We start from the raw sequence: 18,098 nt of genomic DNA on the forward strand, positions 1-18,098 counted from the left end.
ACGATTTCAATGCCTCGGATCCGATGCCGGGGTGGGCACGCTAGATTGGGCGCAACGGCCAACCGAATAGGGAGCAGCAATGACACAGGATCGTTTTGGCGGACTGACGGGGACCGATCTGGAGGGCTTCCACTCCGGTGGCGACACCGAGTTGTGGCGCCGTCTCGGCAGCCACGTTGTCACCGTGACCAATGACGACGGTACCGAGGTCACCGGCGTCCGCTTCGCCGTCTGGGCACCGAACGCGCAGGCCGTCCAGGTGATCGGCCCGTTCAACTGGTGGACCGGCGACGACATGGAGCTGATCCCCGGCTCCGGCGTCTGGGGACTCTTCGTCGCCGGCCTCGGCGAGGGCGAGCTGTACAAGTACAAGGTGCTCGGCCGCGACGGCGTGTGGCGCGAGAAGGTCGATCCGCTGGCTCGCTTCAGCGAGCAGGCCCCGGCCAACGCGTCGATCGTCTACGAGTCGAAGTACATCTGGTCCGACGACGAATGGGTCGCCAAGCGCGCCGAGACCAAGGCCCACGCGGCGCCGATGAGCGTCTACGAGCTGCATCTGGGCGGCTGGCGACGCGGCAAGTCGTATCTGGATCTGGCTGAGGAGCTCGTCCAGTACGTGCAGTGGCAGGGCTACACCCACGTCGAGTTCATGCCGCTGGCCGAGCATCCGTTCGAGCCGTCGTGGGGCTACCAGGTCTCCGGCTACTTCTCCCCCACGTCGCGCTTCGGCAAGCCCGACGACCTGCGCTACCTGATCGACCGTCTCCATCAGGCCGGCATCGGCGTCATCATGGACTGGGTGCCCGGCCACTTCCCCAAGGACGACTGGGCGCTCGGCCGATTCGACGGCACCGGCCTCTACGAGCACGAGGATCCCCGCCAGGGCGAGCACATGGACTGGGGCACCTACATCTTCAACTACGGCCGCAACGAGGTGAAGAGCTTCCTCATCTCCAACGCGCTGTACTGGATCAAGGAGTTCCACATCGACGGCCTGCGCGTGGACGCCGTCGCCTCGATGCTCTACCTCGACTACTCGCGCGAGCCCGGCCAGTGGGTGCCCAACCAGTACGGCGGCAACGAGAACCTCGAGGCCATCGACTTCCTGCGCTACGTCAACAAGCACCTCTACCACCGCGAGCCCGGCGTCGTGATGATCGCCGAGGAGTCCACCAGCTTCGCCGGCGTCACCAAGCCGGTCGACCAGGGCGGCCTGGGCTTCGGCATGAAGTGGAACATGGGTTGGATGAACGACTCGCTGCGCTATCTCGAGCTCGATCCCATCTACCGCCAGTACGAGCACAACCTGCTGACCTTCGCGATGGTCTACGCCTACTCGGAGAACTTCGTGCTGCCGATCAGCCACGACGAGGTCGTGCACGGCAAGGGCTCCATGATCAACAAGGTGCCGCAGGACGACTGGCGCAAGTTCGCGACGCTGCGCGCGTTCTACTCCTACATGTGGAGCTTCCCCGGCAAGCAGCTGATCTTCATGGGCTGCGAGTTCGGTCAGCGTCCCGAGTTCAACGAGTCCACCAGCCTCGAGTGGTGGGTCAGCGAGCTGTGGGGTCACGGCGGCCTGCAGCGGCTGTTCCGCGATCTCAACCACATCTACCGCGACAACGCGCCGCTGTGGCAGCTCGACAACGATCCCACCGGCTTCAGCTGGATCAACGCCGACGACGCCAGCCACAACACGCTCAGCTGGGTGCGTCACGACGAGGACGGCAACCACGTCGCCTGCATCACGAACTTCTCGCCGGAGCCGCTCGAGGACTACGAGATCGGCCTGCCGGTGGGCGGTGACTGGGAGGAGATCCTGAACACCGACGCCCCGGTCTACGACGGCTCGGGTCAGTTCGGCAACCTGGGCATGGTGCACGCGGTGGACGAGCCCTGGAGCCACTTCCCGGCGCGCGCGAACGTCACCGTTCCGCCGCTCGGCTCGGTCTGGCTCCGCCGGCAGGCGTGAGCGACTTCACCGTTCACGTCGACGTCGAGGACGGCCTCGGCCGGCTGCGCTGGGATGCGCAGCTGGTCGACGCCGAGACGTTGCAGCGCGCGGTCTCCCTGGCCGCCGACGACGCCATCCTCGCCCACGACGTGCGCCGGATCACCGTCGAACTCCCGGAGACCGACACCGCCGCTCGGGTGGCCGTGCAGCGCGCCGGGTTCCGGTTGGAAGGCCGGCTGAGGCAGGCCTACGAGCCGATCACCGGCGACTACATCGACGTGATGGTCTACGCGCGGCTGGCCACCGACCCGGTCTACGGACCCCATGGGTTCTCCGGGATGATGGATGCCGCGCTGCCGAAGAAGCGTCTGATCGGCCACGCCCTGTTCCGCGACGCCGACGGCCGGGTGCTGCTGCTGGAGACGTCGTACAAGACCGATTGGGAGTTGCCCGGGGGCATCGTCGAACCCGGCGAGTCGCCGCGCGCCGGGGCCGAGCGCGAGATCCGCGAGGAGCTGGGCATGGAGGTGTCGCTCGGCCAGCCCCTGCTGGTGGACTGGATGCCGCCCTACCTGGGCTGGAGCGACGCGCTGGAGCTGATCTTCGACGGCGGCATCGTCGGCCCTGAGCAACTGCAGATCGACGGCAAGGAAATCCTGGCGGCCCACTTCGTCGCCGCGTCCGACCTCGACGACCACGTCACCGAACTCTCCGCCCGACGCATCCGCGCCCTGCTCGACGGCCACACCGGCTACACCGAGAACGGGATGCTGGATCGCTGAGGCGCGATAACCCCCACCCGTGTCCGGTCCCCGCTTCGGCGAGGCGCTGGTCGTAGCGCAGGGAGTCTTCTAGTCGTCGCCCAGTTCCTGCGACGCTGCCAAGTGGAGAATCTCGAGGCTGCGGAGGATCGACGGGTCGAGAAAGGGCGCCGTCTCGAAGGTCGTGGCGGAGGGGGTGACGAGGATCAGGGCATCCAGGACGCACTCATTGCATCGCCCGAAACGCCCGGCTCCCGCTGATAGATTCGCGGCCACGGAGCTGCGGGTGCCGCAGCGTGGCGAGAGGCCCAGCCATGAAGCCTTGGCGGTTGATGTGCCTGCTATGCGCAGTCGCCGCAACCACCTCCGTCGTGCTGCCATTCGCGGCCGTCGACCGGGCCAGGGACGCCGCGCTGCTGAGCGGATCGGTCTCGAGGTCGGAGGACGCGGAGCCCCCTTCGCGCAGCGCGGATCTCGGTATCCGAGCCTTTCCTCTGCTGAGCGCCGCCATCGAGCGTCATGTCTCTCCAGATGGCCGCGTGTTGGACGTGGACGCCGTGGAGGCGGCAGGAGCCGAGACGGCGGAACGCCTCGGGTTGGACTGGCGCGAACTGATTGCCACCCTCGGAACGCAGCCCCATGGTGACCAGGAGCATTACGGCGAGCCCGCGACCTACCCGTTGGTGACAGCTCACGTCGAAGAACGCGGGGCGATCGCCCTCTTCGACCAAGACCGAGAAGCCGTGGTCGACCTCGCCGGGCTCGTCCTACTAGCCGATCCTCCCTATGCCGGAGGGCTTGCCGAGGGACTGCTCCAGATCAACGATCCGGGCACGGCCACCTGCGACGAGGCGATGAGCCTGGTATTCATCGACTCTGCCAGTGCGTACGCCTACTCCAACCCCGTTCGTGATCTCGACCAAATGGTTTCCCTTTGCGCCGGCACTCCCACGGCGCTGTGGCTGGCCGCGGACACCGCTCGAGCTGACATCCGCCACATGACCTGCACGTTACCGGGCTACCCCGCCGCGGAGATCCCCACCGAAGCCGTCCGCTACGCCCGCGCTTTGCAGAGTGCCCACCCAGATCTCGCGGCGGGCTGGGCTGTGGAAGCGGAGATGCTGATCGACCAGGCGCTGGAGGAGGCCGGCTTCGGACTGAGACCCTTCACCGCGCGAGAACGTTGGACCGACGCAGGGGAACTCCTCGCTCATGCCGCGTCGCTATCCACCAGTCCCCATATCGCGCTAGCGCACGCGCGTGTGTTGGTCGGTTTGGGTCGCTACCAACACGCGACAGATGCCCTGGCATCCGTCAGGAGCGAGTCGTTCGACACCCCCGGTGCCGCGGTGACCGCAGCCTGGGTCGGCATTCAGGTGGGAGACTTCGATTCCGCGCTCCAACACCTCCTCCGGAAACCGCCGGCGCTACGTGCCCTCGCCCCGATGGGACGGGCTCAAGACCTCCCGCGCGTCGGGGGGCCGGCCGCAGCAATAGCCCACTTCTTCAGCCGCCCCGCCTTGTTCCGGAGTGCTCGATTGGCCCCAGCATGCGGGAATGCCTCGGGGGTCTTCGACGGCGGCTTCCTTCCGATCAGCCGATTAAGCAGTCTCGAGCCGGGACGCTTCATCACGCCTCAAGTCGCCGATCTCCAATACCTCCTTCGTGACTCCGCCGGACTCACTCGCACGTGCGCCGAGCGAATGGCTCTGAATCAATCGAGACGAGACGCCTGCGGCGCCGACCCGGACCTCGATCCGGAGTGGACGGTGTTCTTCGAACAGGACACCCGTCGCGCGATTGGCGACCTCGACGGGGCGGCCGACATCCTGCACCAGCGGCTGGCGGTCTCGGACTCACATCAGGCACATGCCCAGTTGGGCGAGGTACTGCTGTTGCAGGGCGACCCCGCGGCCGCGGCGTCCGCCTTCGAGAAGGCGCTCGACGAACCGTGGTCGTTGGACGCCCTCGACATCGCCGGCCTCAGCGCCCCATGGGTAGAACTGCGCCTGGGTTACGCCTACGAGCGCGCCGGGGATCTCTCCACCGCCCGCGAGGCCTACCGACGCGCCGTCATCCCCGGGGCCGTGGATCCGGCCGACCGCTCCACCGAGAGGCCCGCTCTCGCCTACTACCGGTCCATGCAACTCGGCGCGCTCGAGCAGCTCGACGGCAATCTCGATGAAGCGCTGGAATGGTGGAGAACCGCAGCCTCTGCCGCGGAGGAGTTCGCGACACGGGCACGACAGACCTCCATGCCGGGCCCTGCCCCGGGCGTCGTGAACCAACGTTTGGCGATGGCGGCCACCCTCACCGGTGACGCCGACCTGGCGCTCACCCAGGCCGAGATTGCGCTGTCCCAAGACCCGGCCAACCCGCTGTACCGCGAGACGCTGACCGAGGTACGACGAGGCCAAACGATCAGTCGCGCCGCAGAGCTTCAGCCCGCCCGCCACGATCCGAAAATCGAGCCCCCGGACCTCGACGACCTCATCGACACCTACCGCTGGTCCATCGAGGCCGACGCCACTTTGTTCTCGTCATGGAACAACATGGGCGTCCTTCTCTCGCGCACGGGTCGACATGACGACGCCCTCGACGCCTTCCGCCATGCCATCGCCGCACGCCAGGACTACGGGATGGGGTGGTTCAACTTCGGGTCGGAGCTGCTGCTGCACGGCGACGTCGGCGATCTGCTCGCCGCCCAGGGGGCCTTGGGCATAGCACATCAGCTCGACCCGTCGCTCAGGTCGACGCAACCTGCCCTCATCTTCGACGAAGAGTTCTACGAGGCGGGGCTCGATCTGTCCAAGAGCCTTCCCACCGACTGGTCGTTGGAAGACACCGCCCGCCGTCCGACTGTCCCGATCACCGTGCTCTTGGTGGTCCTCGCCGTGCTGCAGGGCGGTTTGGCGCTACTGAGCGGTCATACCAAGGAGCACATCGCGACGAGACTCGCCGAGTCGGTCAGTCGTTCTGCCCGGTCTCACCGCCTTTCGATGCCGGCCTGGGTGGGGATGGCTGCCACGGCGATCGTGCTCACGCTCGGCTTGGGCACGGGAGGTGTGCGGGAGACGGTATTGGCCATCCCGCTCGCCCTCTCGCTCGCTGTCCTGCCCGTGGCGATCCGTGGTCTGGCAGCCGGGACAAGGCTCCGAGAGCAGGAGACGCCGATCTGGGCACTCGCTATGACAAGCCTGCTGCAGCTGCTGGGATGCCCCTGGGCCACCGCCACGACGAGTCGTGCGAGCACAGACCCGGACGCGCGCCCCACCTCGGTCGCGGTTCCCCTGATCTTGATCTCAGTCAGCGCCATCGCGTTCTTCAGTGCGGCCTTGACCCTCGTCCCCAGCGCCAGAGCAGGGTTCGGCATGTGCATTGCCGCCGTGGGCGCCGCACTGGTACCGATCCCGCACAACGATGGTGCGCGGATAGGACGCTTCGCGAGTGCCATGGCTTCCCTTGCTCTGTTCGCAGCTGCCGCCGCTCAGGCTTTCGCTGTGGTGTAGCGATACTCCTCCTTCGAAGGCAGCGGCGGACGGACCGGAAACGGGAGGCTCGATCACTGAGCACCCGTCCCCTTCCCTCGGCGCGCCTCATTGTTGGGTTCAACAAATGAACTAAGCTGCGGGCAGTGACCAGCAATAGCAATGAGCACTACACCGTCCAAGAAATCACCCGTGAGCATGCGGAATCCCGCGCCGGACGATTCGACAAGACCTTCTCTCCTCGCTTTGAGGAGCACTTCCCGGCACTTCACTCCCTCTTCGTGCAGGCCTACGGCGACGGCGAAGAGGGCCGCGAGCCCCTCACCGAGGCAGTCTCCCTGGCTGCGCAGTCCTGGAAGGACCGTCCGGCAGCCCTCAAGCGCCTGGACAAGCAGCGCGCCGACGAGCCCGCCTGGTTCGCCTCTGAGCAGGCGCTCGGCGCGGTCTGCGACGTCGAGCGTTACGCCGGTTCGCTGAAGGGCCTGGCCAAGCAGGTTCCCTACTTCCAGGAGCTGGGACTCACCTCTCTCCACCTCACCTCCCTGTTCTCCGTCGAGAGCGGCAACCGCGAGGTGAACCCGAGCCTCGGCACCACCGCCGACCTGACCGCACTCGTCGGCAAGCTTCGCCGGGCGGGCATCTCGACGGCGGTCGAACTCTCACTCGCCGCCGACGCCACCGTCAACGATCTGGTCGGGGACGCACTGTTCCTCGCCAACCAGGGCATCGAGGTGCTGCACCTGAACGGCATCACCGCCGAGAACCGACTTGCGGTTCAGATCCTCAACGTCCTTCTCCACCTGGCAGCCCCCAGCGTCCTCCTGGCCTCCGATGCCGTCGACGGTGGCCTGACGGTCAACACCGCGCAGATGGCGCTCACCTGGGAGGCGCTGGCCACCCGCAACGCGCGGCTGCTGAACCAGGCCCTGGAGCGCCACCACGAGCTGCCCGAGAGCGCTGCCTGGATCACCTCCGTGCGCGACGGCGACCAGATCGACTGGGCCTTCTCCGACGACGACGCCGCCGAGTTCGGTGTCGACGGCTACTGGCACCGCCGCTTCCTGAACGACTTCTACACCGGCGCCTTCCAGGGCAGCTTCGCGCGCGGGGTCGCCGTCCGGAACGACGCCGAGAGCGATGCCACGCAGGTGGCGGGAACGACGGCTTCCCTGGCCGGCGTCGAGACCGGCGATCCGTGCGGCGAGGACCGCGTGACGCTCGCCTACGGACTCGCGATGTGCACCGGCGGCATGCCGCTGATCCACCTGGGCGACGAGGTGGGCCAGCTCAACGACTACTACTACGTCAACCGGCCTGCCGAGGCCGGCGACCGCCGCTGGATCGGCCGCCCCCGCCGCCAGGAGGAGGCTTACGCCGTTCGCTCCGACACCGCGACGATGTCCGGGCGCATCTTCGCGCGCCTGACGCGGCTGATCGAAGTGCGCAAGAACACGGCCCAGTTCGCGGGCAACGCGCTGATCCCGTTCCACACCGGCCATGAGGCGGTGCTGGGCTTCCAGCGCCCGGGCGCCACCAAGAAGGCCAAGTGCGTCCTGGTGCTCGCCAACGTCAGCGACCACCCCGTCGTGGTGAGCGCCGAGACCCTCTCGGGCTTCGCCCCCAAGGCCGCTGAACTGATCAGCGGCACCAAGAAGTCGCTCGACAAGGGCCTGGAGCTGCCGTCGCACGGTCTCGCCTGGCTCGAGGTGAGCCCCCGCGCGTAGGCGCAGTGACGTCCCAAGCAAAGGGGTCCGTGGGTAGGTCACACCTATCCGCGGACCCCTCGCGGCTTCTGGTCCCCGTCTCAACTAGAGGTTGACCCTGAGAATCACCTGAGAAGTTTTTCTCAGGTAACGTGAGTCCCCAGGAGGCCCGCATTCCCTCCCCCATCCGCGGGCCCTGAACACAACGAGGTACGTCATGCGAGCTCCCCACCGCAAGATTGCTGCTGCCGCCATCGCAACGCTGTTGACCGCCGGTACCTGGACCGGCGCCGCAGTGCCCGCCCACGCCGACGAGGCCCCCGTCTTCGACAAGACCCTCGTCATCAGCGACGCGGCGTTCTACGACGGCGATGCACTGACCGAGGACCAGATCAGGATATTCATCCAATCCAGAGGCACCACCTGCGCTCCCACGTCGGGAAGCGATCCCAGAACCTGCTTGAAGGACATCGTTTTCCCTGCGGTCACCCTGGTCAGCGACCGGACCCCCGGCGAGGGCTGCGAGCCCGTGACCATCGCGCAGGACAGCCGGGCCTGGACGGTCATCGAGCAGGTCGCCAAGGCCTGCAGCATCAGCCCGAAAGTGATCCTCACCACCATCCAGAAGGAGCAAAGCGGAGTTCGCTTGGCCCTCACCCAGACCAAGTGGGACAAGCTGATGGGCATGGGCTGTCCGGATGGGCAGGCCTGCAACCCGAAGTTCAAGGGCTTCGCCAACCAGATCTACTACGGCACCGACCGGCTGCGCGCGTATCGCACCTGGAAGAGCTACCCGGCGATCCAGTCCTTCGAGAAGGGGATTCCCTTCAAGACGCTCGACGAGCCGCAGGACCCCTTCGTGATCCGAAACATCGCCACCGCCTCGCTGTACACCTACACGCCGCACGTCAGCGCGCAGCGCCTCTTCCACACCGTGATGGAGGGCTTCTTCCCCGGCACCTTGAAGCCCGCCACTCCGCCCGCCGGTCCCGACCCCCTACCGACTCCCACGCCGACGGAGCAGGCGTCGATCACCAGAAACAGCCCCGAGTGGGCCTATGTGGGCGTCGAGACAAAGGTCAGCGGAACCCTCAAAGACTTCCCCGGCACCGCCACGGTCAAGACCCAGATCTATCTCGACGGCGCCTGGCGAACCTCCAAGACCGTCGACCAGGTCGAGAACTCCTACGCCATCGTGCTCGATACCAACAGCGACAAGGCCGGCACCCAGACCTGGCGCGTAGTCGCCACGAGCAACGACGGCGAAGCCGAAGAGATCTCCAAATTCACGCTCAAGCGCATCGCGCCCACGCTCTCGCGCACGAGCCCCTCCTCGGCCCCCATCAACACCACGGCGAAGGTGACGGGCACCGTCACAGGGTTCCCTGACGGGGCGACCGTCAAGACCCAGATCTACCTCGACGGCGCGTGGCGAACCTCCAAGACCGTCAAGAACGTCACGGGCTCCTACTCGATCGCGCTCAGCACCAACAGCAGCAAGGCCGGCACCCAGACCTGGCGCGTGGTCGCCACCAGCAAGGACGGCAAGGCCCAGCTCAAGGACAAATTCACGCTCAAGCGCATCGCGCCCACGGTGACGGCGAAGTCCGTTGCCACTGCGCCCGTCCGGGCTCGGGTGCAGGTGAAGGGATCCGTCAAGGGCTTCCCGGGTGCCGTCACCGTCCAGACCCAGGTCAAGGTCAACGGAAAGTGGAAGACCCACAAGACGGTCAAGAACGTCAAGGATTCCTACTCCATCTCGCTGTCCTACAAGAGCTCGGTAGCGGCGAAGCGCAGCTGGCGGGTGGTCGCCACCTACCAGGTCAAGGGCGGCAAGACCATCACGGCCACGTCGAAGACCTTCACCTTAAAGCGCACCAGATAACGGCTTCCACGCAGCGCCCCTGCTTCTCGAGCCAGGCCCGGCGAAGCGCTGGTCAACGAGCCTTCCTGGCTAAAGGTCATAGAACTTTTCGCTAATCCTGAGAGCAAATCAGGATATTCTCAGGTATTGTGTGCACGTAGCCCCTGGCTCGCCGCGAGGGGAAACCTACGACACCATGCGAGGGTTTTTATGCGATCTCTTCTCCGTCGGACCGCCGCCGTGGCTCTCGCCGCGCTGCTGAGCATCGGGATGTGGGCTGCGGCCACGGCTCCCAGCGAAGCCTCTACCCGGCCGGCTTTCAACAAGGCACTGGTCATCACCCACGCCGCGTTCTACGAGCCCGACGCGATGACCCAGAGCCAGATCAAGTCCTTCATCCAGAAGAAGGGCGCGCGGTGCTCGAGCAACAGCAGCAGGCGTTGCTTGAAGGACATCACCTTCCCCGCGGTCACGCTGACGAGCGGTCAGAAGGGCAAGGGCTGCAAGACGGTCCGCATCACCAAGGGCAGCCGCGCGTGGACGGTGATCGAGAAGGTGGCCAAGGCCTGCGGCATCAGCCCCAAGGTGATCCTCACCACCATTCAGAAGGAACAAGGCGGCGTGACCAACGCCCTCACCACCGCCAAGTGGAACAAGCTGATGGGCATGGGCTGCCCCGACGGCGGGTCGTGCAGCTCGAGGTACCGAGGCTTGGCCAACCAGATCTACTACGGCGCCGATCATCTCAAGGCGTACCGCACCTGGACCGGCTACGCGGCGATCAACTCCTGGAAGTACAAGAAGAGCTACCGCAGCCTCGACGGCCACTCGTTCGTGATCAAGAACGGCGCCACCGCCGCGCTGTACACCTACACGCCACACGTCAGCGGACAGCGCCTCTTCCACAACATCATGGAGAGCTTCTTCCCCGGCACGACGAGCCGCAACTACCGTCCCGCGACGAAGTAGCGCTTCCCCCGACCACAGCTGATGGCCCCGAAGGTTGACTCTCAACCTTCGGGGCCATCAGCTGTTGCGGAGTTATGACTCTGTGAGCAGCCCGCAGACCGCCGCCAGGGCGTCGGCCTCGTCGAGGCCATCGGCCAAGACCGTCACCGCGCTCCCGAAGGACATGCCCATCGCGAGGATCTCGATGGGGTTGACGAGCGAGCAGCGCCGGCCCGACGCCATGATCCAGATCGACGAGGAGAACTCGCCGGCAGCCTGGCAGAGTCGGTGCGCGACCAGGGCATGCACGCCCTGCGGGTCCGCGACCGTCACCGTCCGGCTGATCATGGGATCAGTCTTCGATCGCGATCGTGGTGCCGACGGTCAGCGCCGGCGCGGTGCCGGACACGTGCAGCGTGCCGTCGAGCATCGCCTCGGGGGCACCGTCGAAGTTGATCGTGATGTGACCCAGTCCGTCGAGGTTCTTGCGCACGACCTCGCCAACGGCGGTGATCGGGAACGCGACGCCGTCGAGGACCAGCTTCTGGCCGACGACGATGTCCGCGGTGGTGGGGACCATCTTGATGGTGTAGCAGAAGTCGGCGAGCGCCGGCGGAGCGCCCGCACCGAACAGGATGTACATGCCCTGCTCGGCGAAGGTGTGAGCCTCGGGGCCGATGCCCTCGACGGTGGTGTTGAAGATAGAAGCCATGAAAGTTCCTTTGTTCGGGTGGAGGGCCGAGAGGTGTGGTTCCCGCGACGACGCGGGAACCACACTCACTCAGCTCATGCGGAGTAGAGGCCGATCGAGGCCAGCCAGGCGACGGCCACGCGCGGCACGCCGTTCAGGAAGCGGGAGTAGAGAACGGCGGGCACGCCGATCTCGACCGTCTCGGCGTCCGCTTCCGCGAGGCCGAGCGCGACGGGGATGAAGTCGCAACCGTTCTGGGTGTTGATGGCGAACAGCGCCGGGAGAGCCATGCTGGGAGGGATGGCTCCCTTGCCGATCTCGACGCCGATCAGGGTGCCGATGACCGAGCCGATGACGCCACCAGGGCCGAGCAGCGGCGACAGGAACGGCAGCGAGCAGATCAGGCCGAGGATGAGCAGGCCGACGCCCGAGCCCACCAGCGGCGAGAGCAGCTGGCTGAACCAGTTGCCGAAGCCGGAGGCGTTGATGACGCCGATCAGCATGGCGACGAAGCCCATGAACGGCAGGATCGTGGTGATCAGGGTCTGCACCGCGTCGCGGCCGGCCTGGTAGAAGGTCGCGACGACCTTGCCGGCGCCGAGGCCGATCTTCTCCAGCAGGTTCTTGTTCTTCTTGGTGGCAAGCGTCTCGGAGATCTTCTTGTCACTGGTGAACTTGACCTGGTCGGAGTCGGCAGCCGGGGCGGCACTCGCCGAGGCCCCCGCGGCAGCAGCCGGCGCTGCCGCAGCAACGGCCGCCGCGTCGGCCAGCCGAACCTGCTTGGCGCCCACCGAGGACACGTAGATGCCCTCGTGGATGAAGGCCGCCAGGGGGCCCGCCTTGCCGGTCGGCATGACGTTGATCGTCGGGATGCCCTTCTTCGGGTACAGGCCGCAGCGGAGCGTTCCGCCGCAGTCGATCACGACGACCGCGATCTCCTCATCCGGGACGGCGTTGTTGAAGCCGTTGATGGCCTCCATGCCGGTGAGTTCGACGATCCGGTCGACCACATCGGGACGGGCGCCGCCGCCCACGATGTAGACCACCTTGTTCTTCTCGTCAGTGGGGGTGATCGTCAAAGGACCGCCGTAGCCGCCGCTGCCTCGTTCAACGATGATCGAGTTGTAGCTCATGTCTGTTTCTTTCCTCTCGTCTTACGCGGCTCAGTGGTGAGCGACGAGCTGGCGGCTGAGCTTGATGCCCTGCTGCTTCTCGACCCAACGAGTGATGAAGTCGGTGCTCCATCCGCCGATGAAGTTCATCACCAGGCCGACGAGCAGGTAGCGGATGGCCAGCGGCGCCGTGGGCAGGCCCAGCTGGGTGATGCCGTTGGCGATGCCCAGCCAGATGAACAGCTCACCCGGGTTGATGTGCGGGAACACGCCGTTGCTGGTGTGGCAGAACTGCATGCCGGCCGCGGCATAGGAGGGCTTGTAGCACTCCGGGAGGAAGCGGCCGAGCGACAGGGCCATGGGGTTGCCCAGCATGAATGCTCCGAGGAACGGCAGCAGCATGTAGCGGCTGATCGGGTTGCCGGAGGCGCGACGGGCGAAACCGTTGATGCGGTCTTCGCCGATGAGGCCGATGAGAGAGTTCATGGCGATGAGCAGCATCAGGACGAGCGGGACGATCCCGGTCATCCAGCTGATGAAGGTCTCTGCGCCGGCCTGGAACAGGCCGATGAACCACTCCGCGGCGCTTACGAGGTATCCCATTATTGAGGTACTCCTTCTGTGCGGGGGGTGCGGACCACGCGAATCTTGCGTGGTGCCCGGATTGCGACCGGTTCCGGTTGAGGCTTGTTCTTCCGGAATCGGGCGATGAGGCGAGCCAAGGGACCGGGCGGATCCTGGGGAACTTGGCCGAGCTGAACCATGAACCAGTTGTCACGGGCGTTCAGAACTGCGAGTCGCAGGGCTTTGGGAAGACGCTTCGTAGGGTCTCCCTCCACCTCGGCGATGTGCAGCCCCTCAAAACCTTTGAGTTGCTTGAATCGGGCCAGGATCGTGAGGCCGGACATGCCGGAGGCCTCACGGATGAACCCGTCGTCGTCGATGAGGAACATCGCGATGGCACCGGCGCTGAGCGCGTTCTTGCGCTTGCCGATGGCCACCTTGCCCTGCCGGCGAAGTCTGCCGTAGGCGGCAGTGAAGTCTTTCACTTGCAGGAAGGAGAAAAAGCTCTGCAACGCCCAGGCGAGGCCTAAGACGATGAGAAGGAACCAGAAATTCATATCCGTCCTCTCTGTACGGATCGGGGGCTGAATGTGGTGGAGGTCATGTCAGTGGGGAGTTGGTCATGTGGAGGAAGAACTGCTCGTAGGAGGTGAACCGGCAGATCCTGTTGAGACCGGCCTGATCGGAGGTGAGCCTGATGATCTCCTCGTAGATGTCGATCAGGATGGTGTCGTCGTAGTCGGACTTCTCGGGGACGCCCAGCAGCACGATCATCCGCAGGCCGTCTTCGTCGGAGGCCCTGGGGATGACGCCGATGGCCAGCACGAGCTGGTCGGCGCCACCGGGGAGCGTGGCGTGCGGGAAGGCGACGTGCGTGCCGATCGCCATCGACGCCCGGCGCTCCCGCTCGGCGAGCGCCTCCCGGAATCCCTCCTCCAGGTAGCCGAGGCCGATCAGGTGATCGAGCATCCGGTCGAGGTTGGCGCGGTAGTCGAGGTGCGGCGAGAGCACGACAAAGCGGTCGCGGTTCAGCAGGTTGGCCAGGAGCGAGCGGTTGCCTGCGCCCAGCGGAAGGCTGGCGCTGCGATCGAAGCGCAGCCTGTTGATGTGTCCGAGCAGCTCGTCCTTGTCGAACACCTCGGCCAGCTCGACGATCGGCGTGGAGGTGTGCAGCGACGCCAGGCTGGTGGAGATGACCAGATCGAAGCCGTTCAGCAGTTCCGGGGTGGCCTCGTCGAGGGAGAACAGCGAGAAGTCGGTGTCTTCCGCCATCACCTTCGCCACCTGCAGCTGAACCAGGCGCGCCGAGACGCGACCCACATCGGTCACGATCGCCACCCGCAATGCGAGTGCGCTGGAGGATCGTTGTTCCTCCAGGAACACCTGGAAGTAGCTGGTGAGCAGGCCGATCTCGACCTCGGGCACCTCCAGACCCAATTCGCGTTCGATCGTGCCGGCCGCGATCTTCGCCATCCGGAACGCGACGGGGTAGGCCGTACCCAGATCGGTCATCGCCCGATAGGGCAGGCGGATCCGGAACCGCAGCCGGTTGGTCATGAAGGTGAGGTGCGGCGCGAACTCCTTGAGCAGCGCGGCGGGCGGGATGCGGATGTCCATCTCCGCCTCGATGCCGTCCAGGATCACCTGGATGAGATCCTGCACGTCGTCGTGATCGCCCGCCAGCAGCGTCAGTTGAGTGACGTTGTTGGGCGTGCGCATGCCGACGACGGGGAGCGAGAGGAAGACGGCCTCCGCCGGACTGATCTCCATCTGCAGCAGCGCGGCGAGGCGCTCGGTGACCTGCTTGCCGAACTGGAATGACGGCAGTTCCCGGACGGCGTCGTACACCTTGGGCAGCGCCTCCAGCGGATGTCCGGTGAGCAGCCGGTCGAGCATCACCGTGTACCAGCGGTAGGCATCCTCCGTCACGTGGTGACCGAGCGCGAAACCGGCGACGGTGTCCTCGAGCGGCGCCATGAGGTCGTCGTCGATGGGATAGCCCGAGTAGAGCGTCTCGTAGTGGTGGTCCAGCACCAGCAGCCGGATGCCCAGTTCATCGCCGTGCAGCTGCAGCCCGGAGTGAGGCCGCCCGACGATCGTGACACCGTAGGGCTTGCCCTCTTCCCGCAGCTGCGACAGATCGCCCAGCGCGGTCGAGCGACTGACGGACATCTCGCGCGCCAGCTCGTCGGTGATCACGGGACGGTCCGCGCGCAGCAGCCGCGACAGCGTTCCACCCACCCTCGACCGGGGATCGTTGAAGGACCGGGTGTAGTCCAGCAGTTCCGCGCGCACCTGCGCATAGCGGTCGCGATCGACCACCCACAACCGGTAACGCCCGTTGTCCAGGCGCACCGAGGCCGCGCCGGCCAACTGCTTGTTGATCTCCTGGACCTCGTTGGCGATGGTTTTCGCCCCGACGCCCAGGCGGTTCATGAGCGCGTCGGGGTGAGCGGACAGATGCCGCTCCAGCTGGACGAGGATCTCTGCTCGACGATTCACGGATACACCGATCTGTCGGCGTCCACGGAAACGGCCTGTGCCCCTCCCTCGACGTGCTCCGTCGAGGTCAGGCCGCTCCGCGAGACGACGCGATCAGCCGCGAGACTTGCCGCCGGTGACAGTGACGGTGGTGCCGGTGATGTAGCTCGAGCGGTCGGAGACCAGGTAGCACACCACGTCGGCGATCTCGTCGAGTTTGCCGGGACGACCGATCGGGATGGTCTTCGCGTAGTCCGGGGACAGATTGTCCACCGTCGTGTTGCGGGTGTAGGCCAACGCGTCGTTGTAGGCCGGGTTGCGCAGGCCGGTCGGCTCCAGGATGCCAGGCGCGATGCCGACCACCCGCACACCCTCCGGGCCGAGCTCCTTGGCCCACGACAGCGTGAACCCGTTCATGGCGCCCTTCGACGCGGAGTAGGCCGACTGCCCCTTCGAGCCCTCGGAGCCCGCCTCGGAGGTGACATTGACGATGGTGCCGGCGCCGGCCTTGATCAGGCGACGAGCAACAGCCTGGGCCATCAGGAAAGCGCCCTTGACGTTGATATTGAACATGAAGTCGAAGGAGGTCGTGTCCAGTTCGTACTGCGGCGCCTCGCCCCGCACGTCGACGAGCAGTCGCGGGAGGTTGACGCCCGCGTTGTTGACCAGGGTGGTCACCTCGCCCAGTTCCTCGCACACCCGAGCCACGGCAGCCTCGACGGCTTCGGGATCGGTGACGTCGACCTTCAGGTTCAGCACGCCGGTGTCAGGATCGATGCCGTCCTCGACCGAGACGTCGAAGCAGGCCACCTGGGCGTTCGCCGCGCGCAGGCCCTGAACGATGTGCTTCCCGATGCCGGAGTTGCCGCCGGTGACGATGACGATCTTGTCCTCGATGCCCAGCCAGTTGTTCGACATGTTGCCTCCATTGCCACAGTCCGAGTTGTTCGCTCATAAGGTAACTGTGAGCAACCTCGCTTGTCAGGCATGAATCGGGCGGTGGTTTTCCGGCTTACGGAAAAGAATCGGGCGGATGCCCGACTGGCGCGAGTGACGACCCCCTAGAGGCGCCCGGAAGCTCCAGAGGGAGATCTTCCCCCACAGACGGGGGAAGATCTCCCTCTGGAGGTCGCACGGGCGCCCATCGTCTTGAGGGTTCAGCAACCGCAGTCGACACAAGGTCGCCCGCACGACCAGAAGCTCAGCTACTTCACCGAGACAAACACCTTGTCGGAGAACATCCCCGGCGCGACCGCCAGCACGCCGTCACCAGCGGTATCGACAGGAACGGCGAAGGCGATATTGCCGGTCACGGAAGCTCCTTCATAGAGCGTCGTCAGCGAGTCCAGCGCATCCGGCGCGACGACCAGAGTGTCGAAAGAGTTGATCGTGTTGCCGTCGACAGTCACGTACTCGATCGTCTGCATCGGCACCGAGCCCTCGGCCTTGTCACCGACGTAAGTGATCGTGGTGTTCACAAGGATGTACACCTGTCCGTCCGGCGCAGGCTCGTTGAACTCGTTAGAAGACGCCACCGCCTTGTCGGCATCAAGATCGACGCTGTTGATCGTGACGACCCACTCGTCGTTCGAGATCTCGCTGCCAAGCGGCGAGGGATTCTCCCGGGTACCACCACTCGAACCCTTCTCCGTCGCACCCTGCGACTCCACGGGCTTCGGGCTCTCCGACGGCTCCCCGGCATCTGGAAGGGCTGATGCCGAAGAAACGACCGTGTCACCGTTCGAGAACGCATCATCCAAAGCCGACGACATCACCTCCATAAACACCACGACACCGACGACGGTGCCGACGATGGAGATGAGGAGAGCAGCAACGCCCTGTCCGCGCTTCTTACCTTTCACGAAGAACGACACGAGGGCAAGGACAAAGGCGACCGGCAGCAATATCCAGCCGACGATCAGAGCACCGGGGACACAGGCGAAGACGAAGCCGACGGCAGCCACGATGAGGGCCACGAGCCCCAACGTGTTCTTTGCTTTGGGGGCTTCGGGGACTTGTTGAGTACTTCCGTGATCAGGGGGCACAGTCTGGCTCATAGTCGACACCTCCGCGCCGACGATCATCGGCGCGTTCCTTTCAGCTGGTAGGGGGATGGGCGTAGGGAACCCATTGGCAAAGGAACCTGTGGCACAGGAACCTATGCTATTGGCACAGTATCCTGTGCTGTGAAAGGCGGGCAAACTCGGTGAACTGGCCAGGTGCCACTGCCTCCCGATCCCGACTTGAGTCAACTCAGGTTCATCATCGGGAAAGCGCGCGTCGACGCGGGAATGACCATCGAGCAACTCTCAGAGGCCTCGGGAGTCAGCCGCCAAACGATCCTCAACCTCGGTTCAGGAAAGCACTACGGCGACTTGAAGAGCTGGCTGAAGCTGTCTCGCGCACTAGATGATTGAGTCCAAGGGGTCGTGGCTCGGCGTGGTGTTGCCGTGAGTGTGAGGGAGGGCGTCCAGAGTCGGTGTTGCTAACACCAACACCGAGCCGGAAGGGCCCTGTCATGGTCACCGATCT

Annotated in this window: 16 protein-coding genes; 7 read left to right on the forward strand and 9 right to left on the reverse strand. The window is 65.5% G+C overall.

Annotated elements, in window-relative coordinates:
• Positions 1-79 precede the first annotated feature (79 nt).
• Both glgB and P0D62_RS14030 read left to right on the forward strand, forming a co-directional pair.
• Positions 80-1,972, forward strand: coding sequence for a 1,4-alpha-glucan branching protein GlgB (gene glgB / locus P0D62_RS14025; RefSeq protein WP_275703172.1), 1,893 nt, complete (start codon positions 80-82; stop codon positions 1,970-1,972).
• Positions 1,969-2,736 carry an NUDIX domain-containing protein gene (locus P0D62_RS14030; protein ID WP_275703173.1) on the forward strand — a complete coding sequence of 256 codons (768 nt, stop codon included), beginning with the start codon at positions 1,969-1,971 and terminating at the stop codon, positions 2,734-2,736. Before glgB ends, P0D62_RS14030 begins: the two co-directional genes overlap by 4 nt.
• A gap of 69 nt (positions 2,737-2,805) precedes the next feature.
• Here P0D62_RS14030 and P0D62_RS14035 read toward each other — a convergent pair whose 3' ends face one another.
• Positions 2,806-2,991, reverse strand: coding sequence for a hypothetical protein (locus tag P0D62_RS14035; protein WP_275703174.1), 186 nt, complete (start codon positions 2,989-2,991; stop codon positions 2,806-2,808).
• 38 nt (positions 2,992-3,029) lie between these two features.
• Here P0D62_RS14035 and P0D62_RS14040 point away from each other — a divergent pair, with 38 nt between their 5' ends.
• The 4 genes from P0D62_RS14040 to P0D62_RS14055 all read left to right on the forward strand — a co-directional run bounded on the left by P0D62_RS14040 (position 3,030) and on the right by P0D62_RS14055 (position 10,739).
• Complete coding sequence (locus P0D62_RS14040) at positions 3,030-6,224, forward strand: tetratricopeptide repeat protein (protein ID WP_275703175.1); 3,195 nt, start codon at positions 3,030-3,032, stop codon at positions 6,222-6,224.
• 125 nt (positions 6,225-6,349) lie between these two features.
• Positions 6,350-7,927 (forward strand): alpha-amylase family glycosyl hydrolase, encoded by a 1,578-nt coding sequence (locus P0D62_RS14045; RefSeq protein WP_275703176.1) that lies wholly within the window; start codon positions 6,350-6,352, stop codon positions 7,925-7,927.
• A gap of 196 nt (positions 7,928-8,123) precedes the next feature.
• Positions 8,124-9,791, forward strand: coding sequence for a hypothetical protein (locus P0D62_RS14050; RefSeq protein ID WP_275703177.1), 1,668 nt, complete (start codon positions 8,124-8,126; stop codon positions 9,789-9,791).
• 189 nt (positions 9,792-9,980) lie between these two features.
• The gene (locus P0D62_RS14055; protein ID WP_275703178.1) at positions 9,981-10,739 is read left to right on the forward strand and encodes a hypothetical protein; all 759 of its coding nucleotides are present in this window, start codon (positions 9,981-9,983) and stop codon (positions 10,737-10,739) included.
• Positions 10,740-10,811: 72 nt separating this feature from the next.
• Here P0D62_RS14055 and P0D62_RS14060 read toward each other — a convergent pair whose 3' ends face one another.
• The 8 genes from P0D62_RS14060 to P0D62_RS14095 all read right to left on the reverse strand — a co-directional run bounded on the left by P0D62_RS14060 (position 10,812) and on the right by P0D62_RS14095 (position 17,650).
• The gene (locus P0D62_RS14060) at positions 10,812-11,066 is read right to left on the reverse strand and encodes an HPr family phosphocarrier protein (RefSeq protein WP_275703179.1); all 255 of its coding nucleotides are present in this window, start codon (positions 11,064-11,066) and stop codon (positions 10,812-10,814) included.
• A gap of 4 nt (positions 11,067-11,070) precedes the next feature.
• Positions 11,071-11,430, reverse strand: a complete 360-nt coding sequence (locus P0D62_RS14065; protein WP_275703180.1) for a PTS glucitol/sorbitol transporter subunit IIA — start codon at positions 11,428-11,430, stop codon at positions 11,071-11,073.
• 74 nt (positions 11,431-11,504) lie between these two features.
• Positions 11,505-12,542 (reverse strand): PTS glucitol/sorbitol transporter subunit IIB, encoded by a 1,038-nt coding sequence (gene srlE, locus P0D62_RS14070; protein WP_275703181.1) that lies wholly within the window; start codon positions 12,540-12,542, stop codon positions 11,505-11,507.
• A 30-nt stretch (positions 12,543-12,572) separates the two neighbouring features.
• Positions 12,573-13,124: a PTS glucitol/sorbitol transporter subunit IIC gene (gene srlA / locus P0D62_RS14075; RefSeq protein ID WP_275703182.1), complete on the reverse strand. Its 552-nt coding sequence runs from the start codon at positions 13,122-13,124 to the stop codon at positions 12,573-12,575.
• Positions 13,124-13,642 (reverse strand): transcriptional regulator GutM, encoded by a 519-nt coding sequence (locus tag P0D62_RS14080; RefSeq protein ID WP_275703183.1) that lies wholly within the window; start codon positions 13,640-13,642, stop codon positions 13,124-13,126. Before P0D62_RS14080 ends, srlA begins: the two co-directional genes overlap by 1 nt.
• Positions 13,643-13,685: 43 nt before the next feature.
• On the reverse strand, positions 13,686-15,587 hold the full coding sequence (locus P0D62_RS14085; protein WP_275703184.1) for a BglG family transcription antiterminator: 1,902 nt from the start codon (positions 15,585-15,587) through the stop codon (positions 13,686-13,688).
• A gap of 93 nt (positions 15,588-15,680) precedes the next feature.
• Positions 15,681-16,484, reverse strand: coding sequence for a sorbitol-6-phosphate dehydrogenase subunit (locus tag P0D62_RS14090; RefSeq protein ID WP_275703185.1), 804 nt, complete (start codon positions 16,482-16,484; stop codon positions 15,681-15,683).
• 287 nt (positions 16,485-16,771) lie between these two features.
• Positions 16,772-17,650, reverse strand: coding sequence for a DUF4352 domain-containing protein (locus tag P0D62_RS14095; RefSeq protein ID WP_275703186.1), 879 nt, complete (start codon positions 17,648-17,650; stop codon positions 16,772-16,774).
• Between the two features lie 159 nt (positions 17,651-17,809).
• Here P0D62_RS14095 and P0D62_RS14100 point away from each other — a divergent pair, with 159 nt between their 5' ends.
• Complete coding sequence (locus tag P0D62_RS14100; RefSeq protein ID WP_275703187.1) at positions 17,810-17,983, forward strand: helix-turn-helix transcriptional regulator; 174 nt, start codon at positions 17,810-17,812, stop codon at positions 17,981-17,983.
• Positions 17,984-18,098: the final 115 nt, after the last annotated feature.

The sequence above is a fragment of the Tessaracoccus caeni genome (genome assembly GCF_029211185.1).
Taxonomy (GTDB): Bacteria; Actinomycetota; Actinomycetes; order Propionibacteriales; family Propionibacteriaceae; genus Arachnia; species Arachnia caeni.

Excerpts from the sequence above, each read along its gene's own strand:
- glgB (WP_275703172.1), top strand. The coding sequence starts at position 80 with ATGACACAGGATCGTTTTGGCGGACTGACGGGGACCGATCTGGAGGGC.
- P0D62_RS14040 (WP_275703175.1), top strand. The coding sequence starts at position 3,030 with ATGAAGCCTTGGCGGTTGATGTGCCTGCTATGCGCAGTCGCCGCAACC.
- P0D62_RS14050 (WP_275703177.1), top strand. The coding sequence starts at position 8,124 with ATGCGAGCTCCCCACCGCAAGATTGCTGCTGCCGCCATCGCAACGCTG.
- P0D62_RS14055 (WP_275703178.1), top strand. The coding sequence starts at position 9,981 with ATGCGATCTCTTCTCCGTCGGACCGCCGCCGTGGCTCTCGCCGCGCTG.
- P0D62_RS14060 (WP_275703179.1), bottom strand. The coding sequence starts at position 11,066 with ATGATCAGCCGGACGGTGACGGTCGCGGACCCGCAGGGCGTGCATGCC.
- P0D62_RS14065 (WP_275703180.1), bottom strand. The coding sequence starts at position 11,430 with ATGGCTTCTATCTTCAACACCACCGTCGAGGGCATCGGCCCCGAGGCT.
- srlE (WP_275703181.1), bottom strand. The coding sequence starts at position 12,542 with ATGAGCTACAACTCGATCATCGTTGAACGAGGCAGCGGCGGCTACGGC.
- srlA (WP_275703182.1), bottom strand. The coding sequence starts at position 13,124 with ATGGGATACCTCGTAAGCGCCGCGGAGTGGTTCATCGGCCTGTTCCAG.
- P0D62_RS14080 (WP_275703183.1), bottom strand. The coding sequence starts at position 13,642 with ATGAATTTCTGGTTCCTTCTCATCGTCTTAGGCCTCGCCTGGGCGTTG.
- P0D62_RS14090 (WP_275703185.1), bottom strand. The coding sequence starts at position 16,484 with ATGTCGAACAACTGGCTGGGCATCGAGGACAAGATCGTCATCGTCACC.
- P0D62_RS14095 (WP_275703186.1), bottom strand. The coding sequence starts at position 17,650 with ATGATCGTCGGCGCGGAGGTGTCGACTATGAGCCAGACTGTGCCCCCT.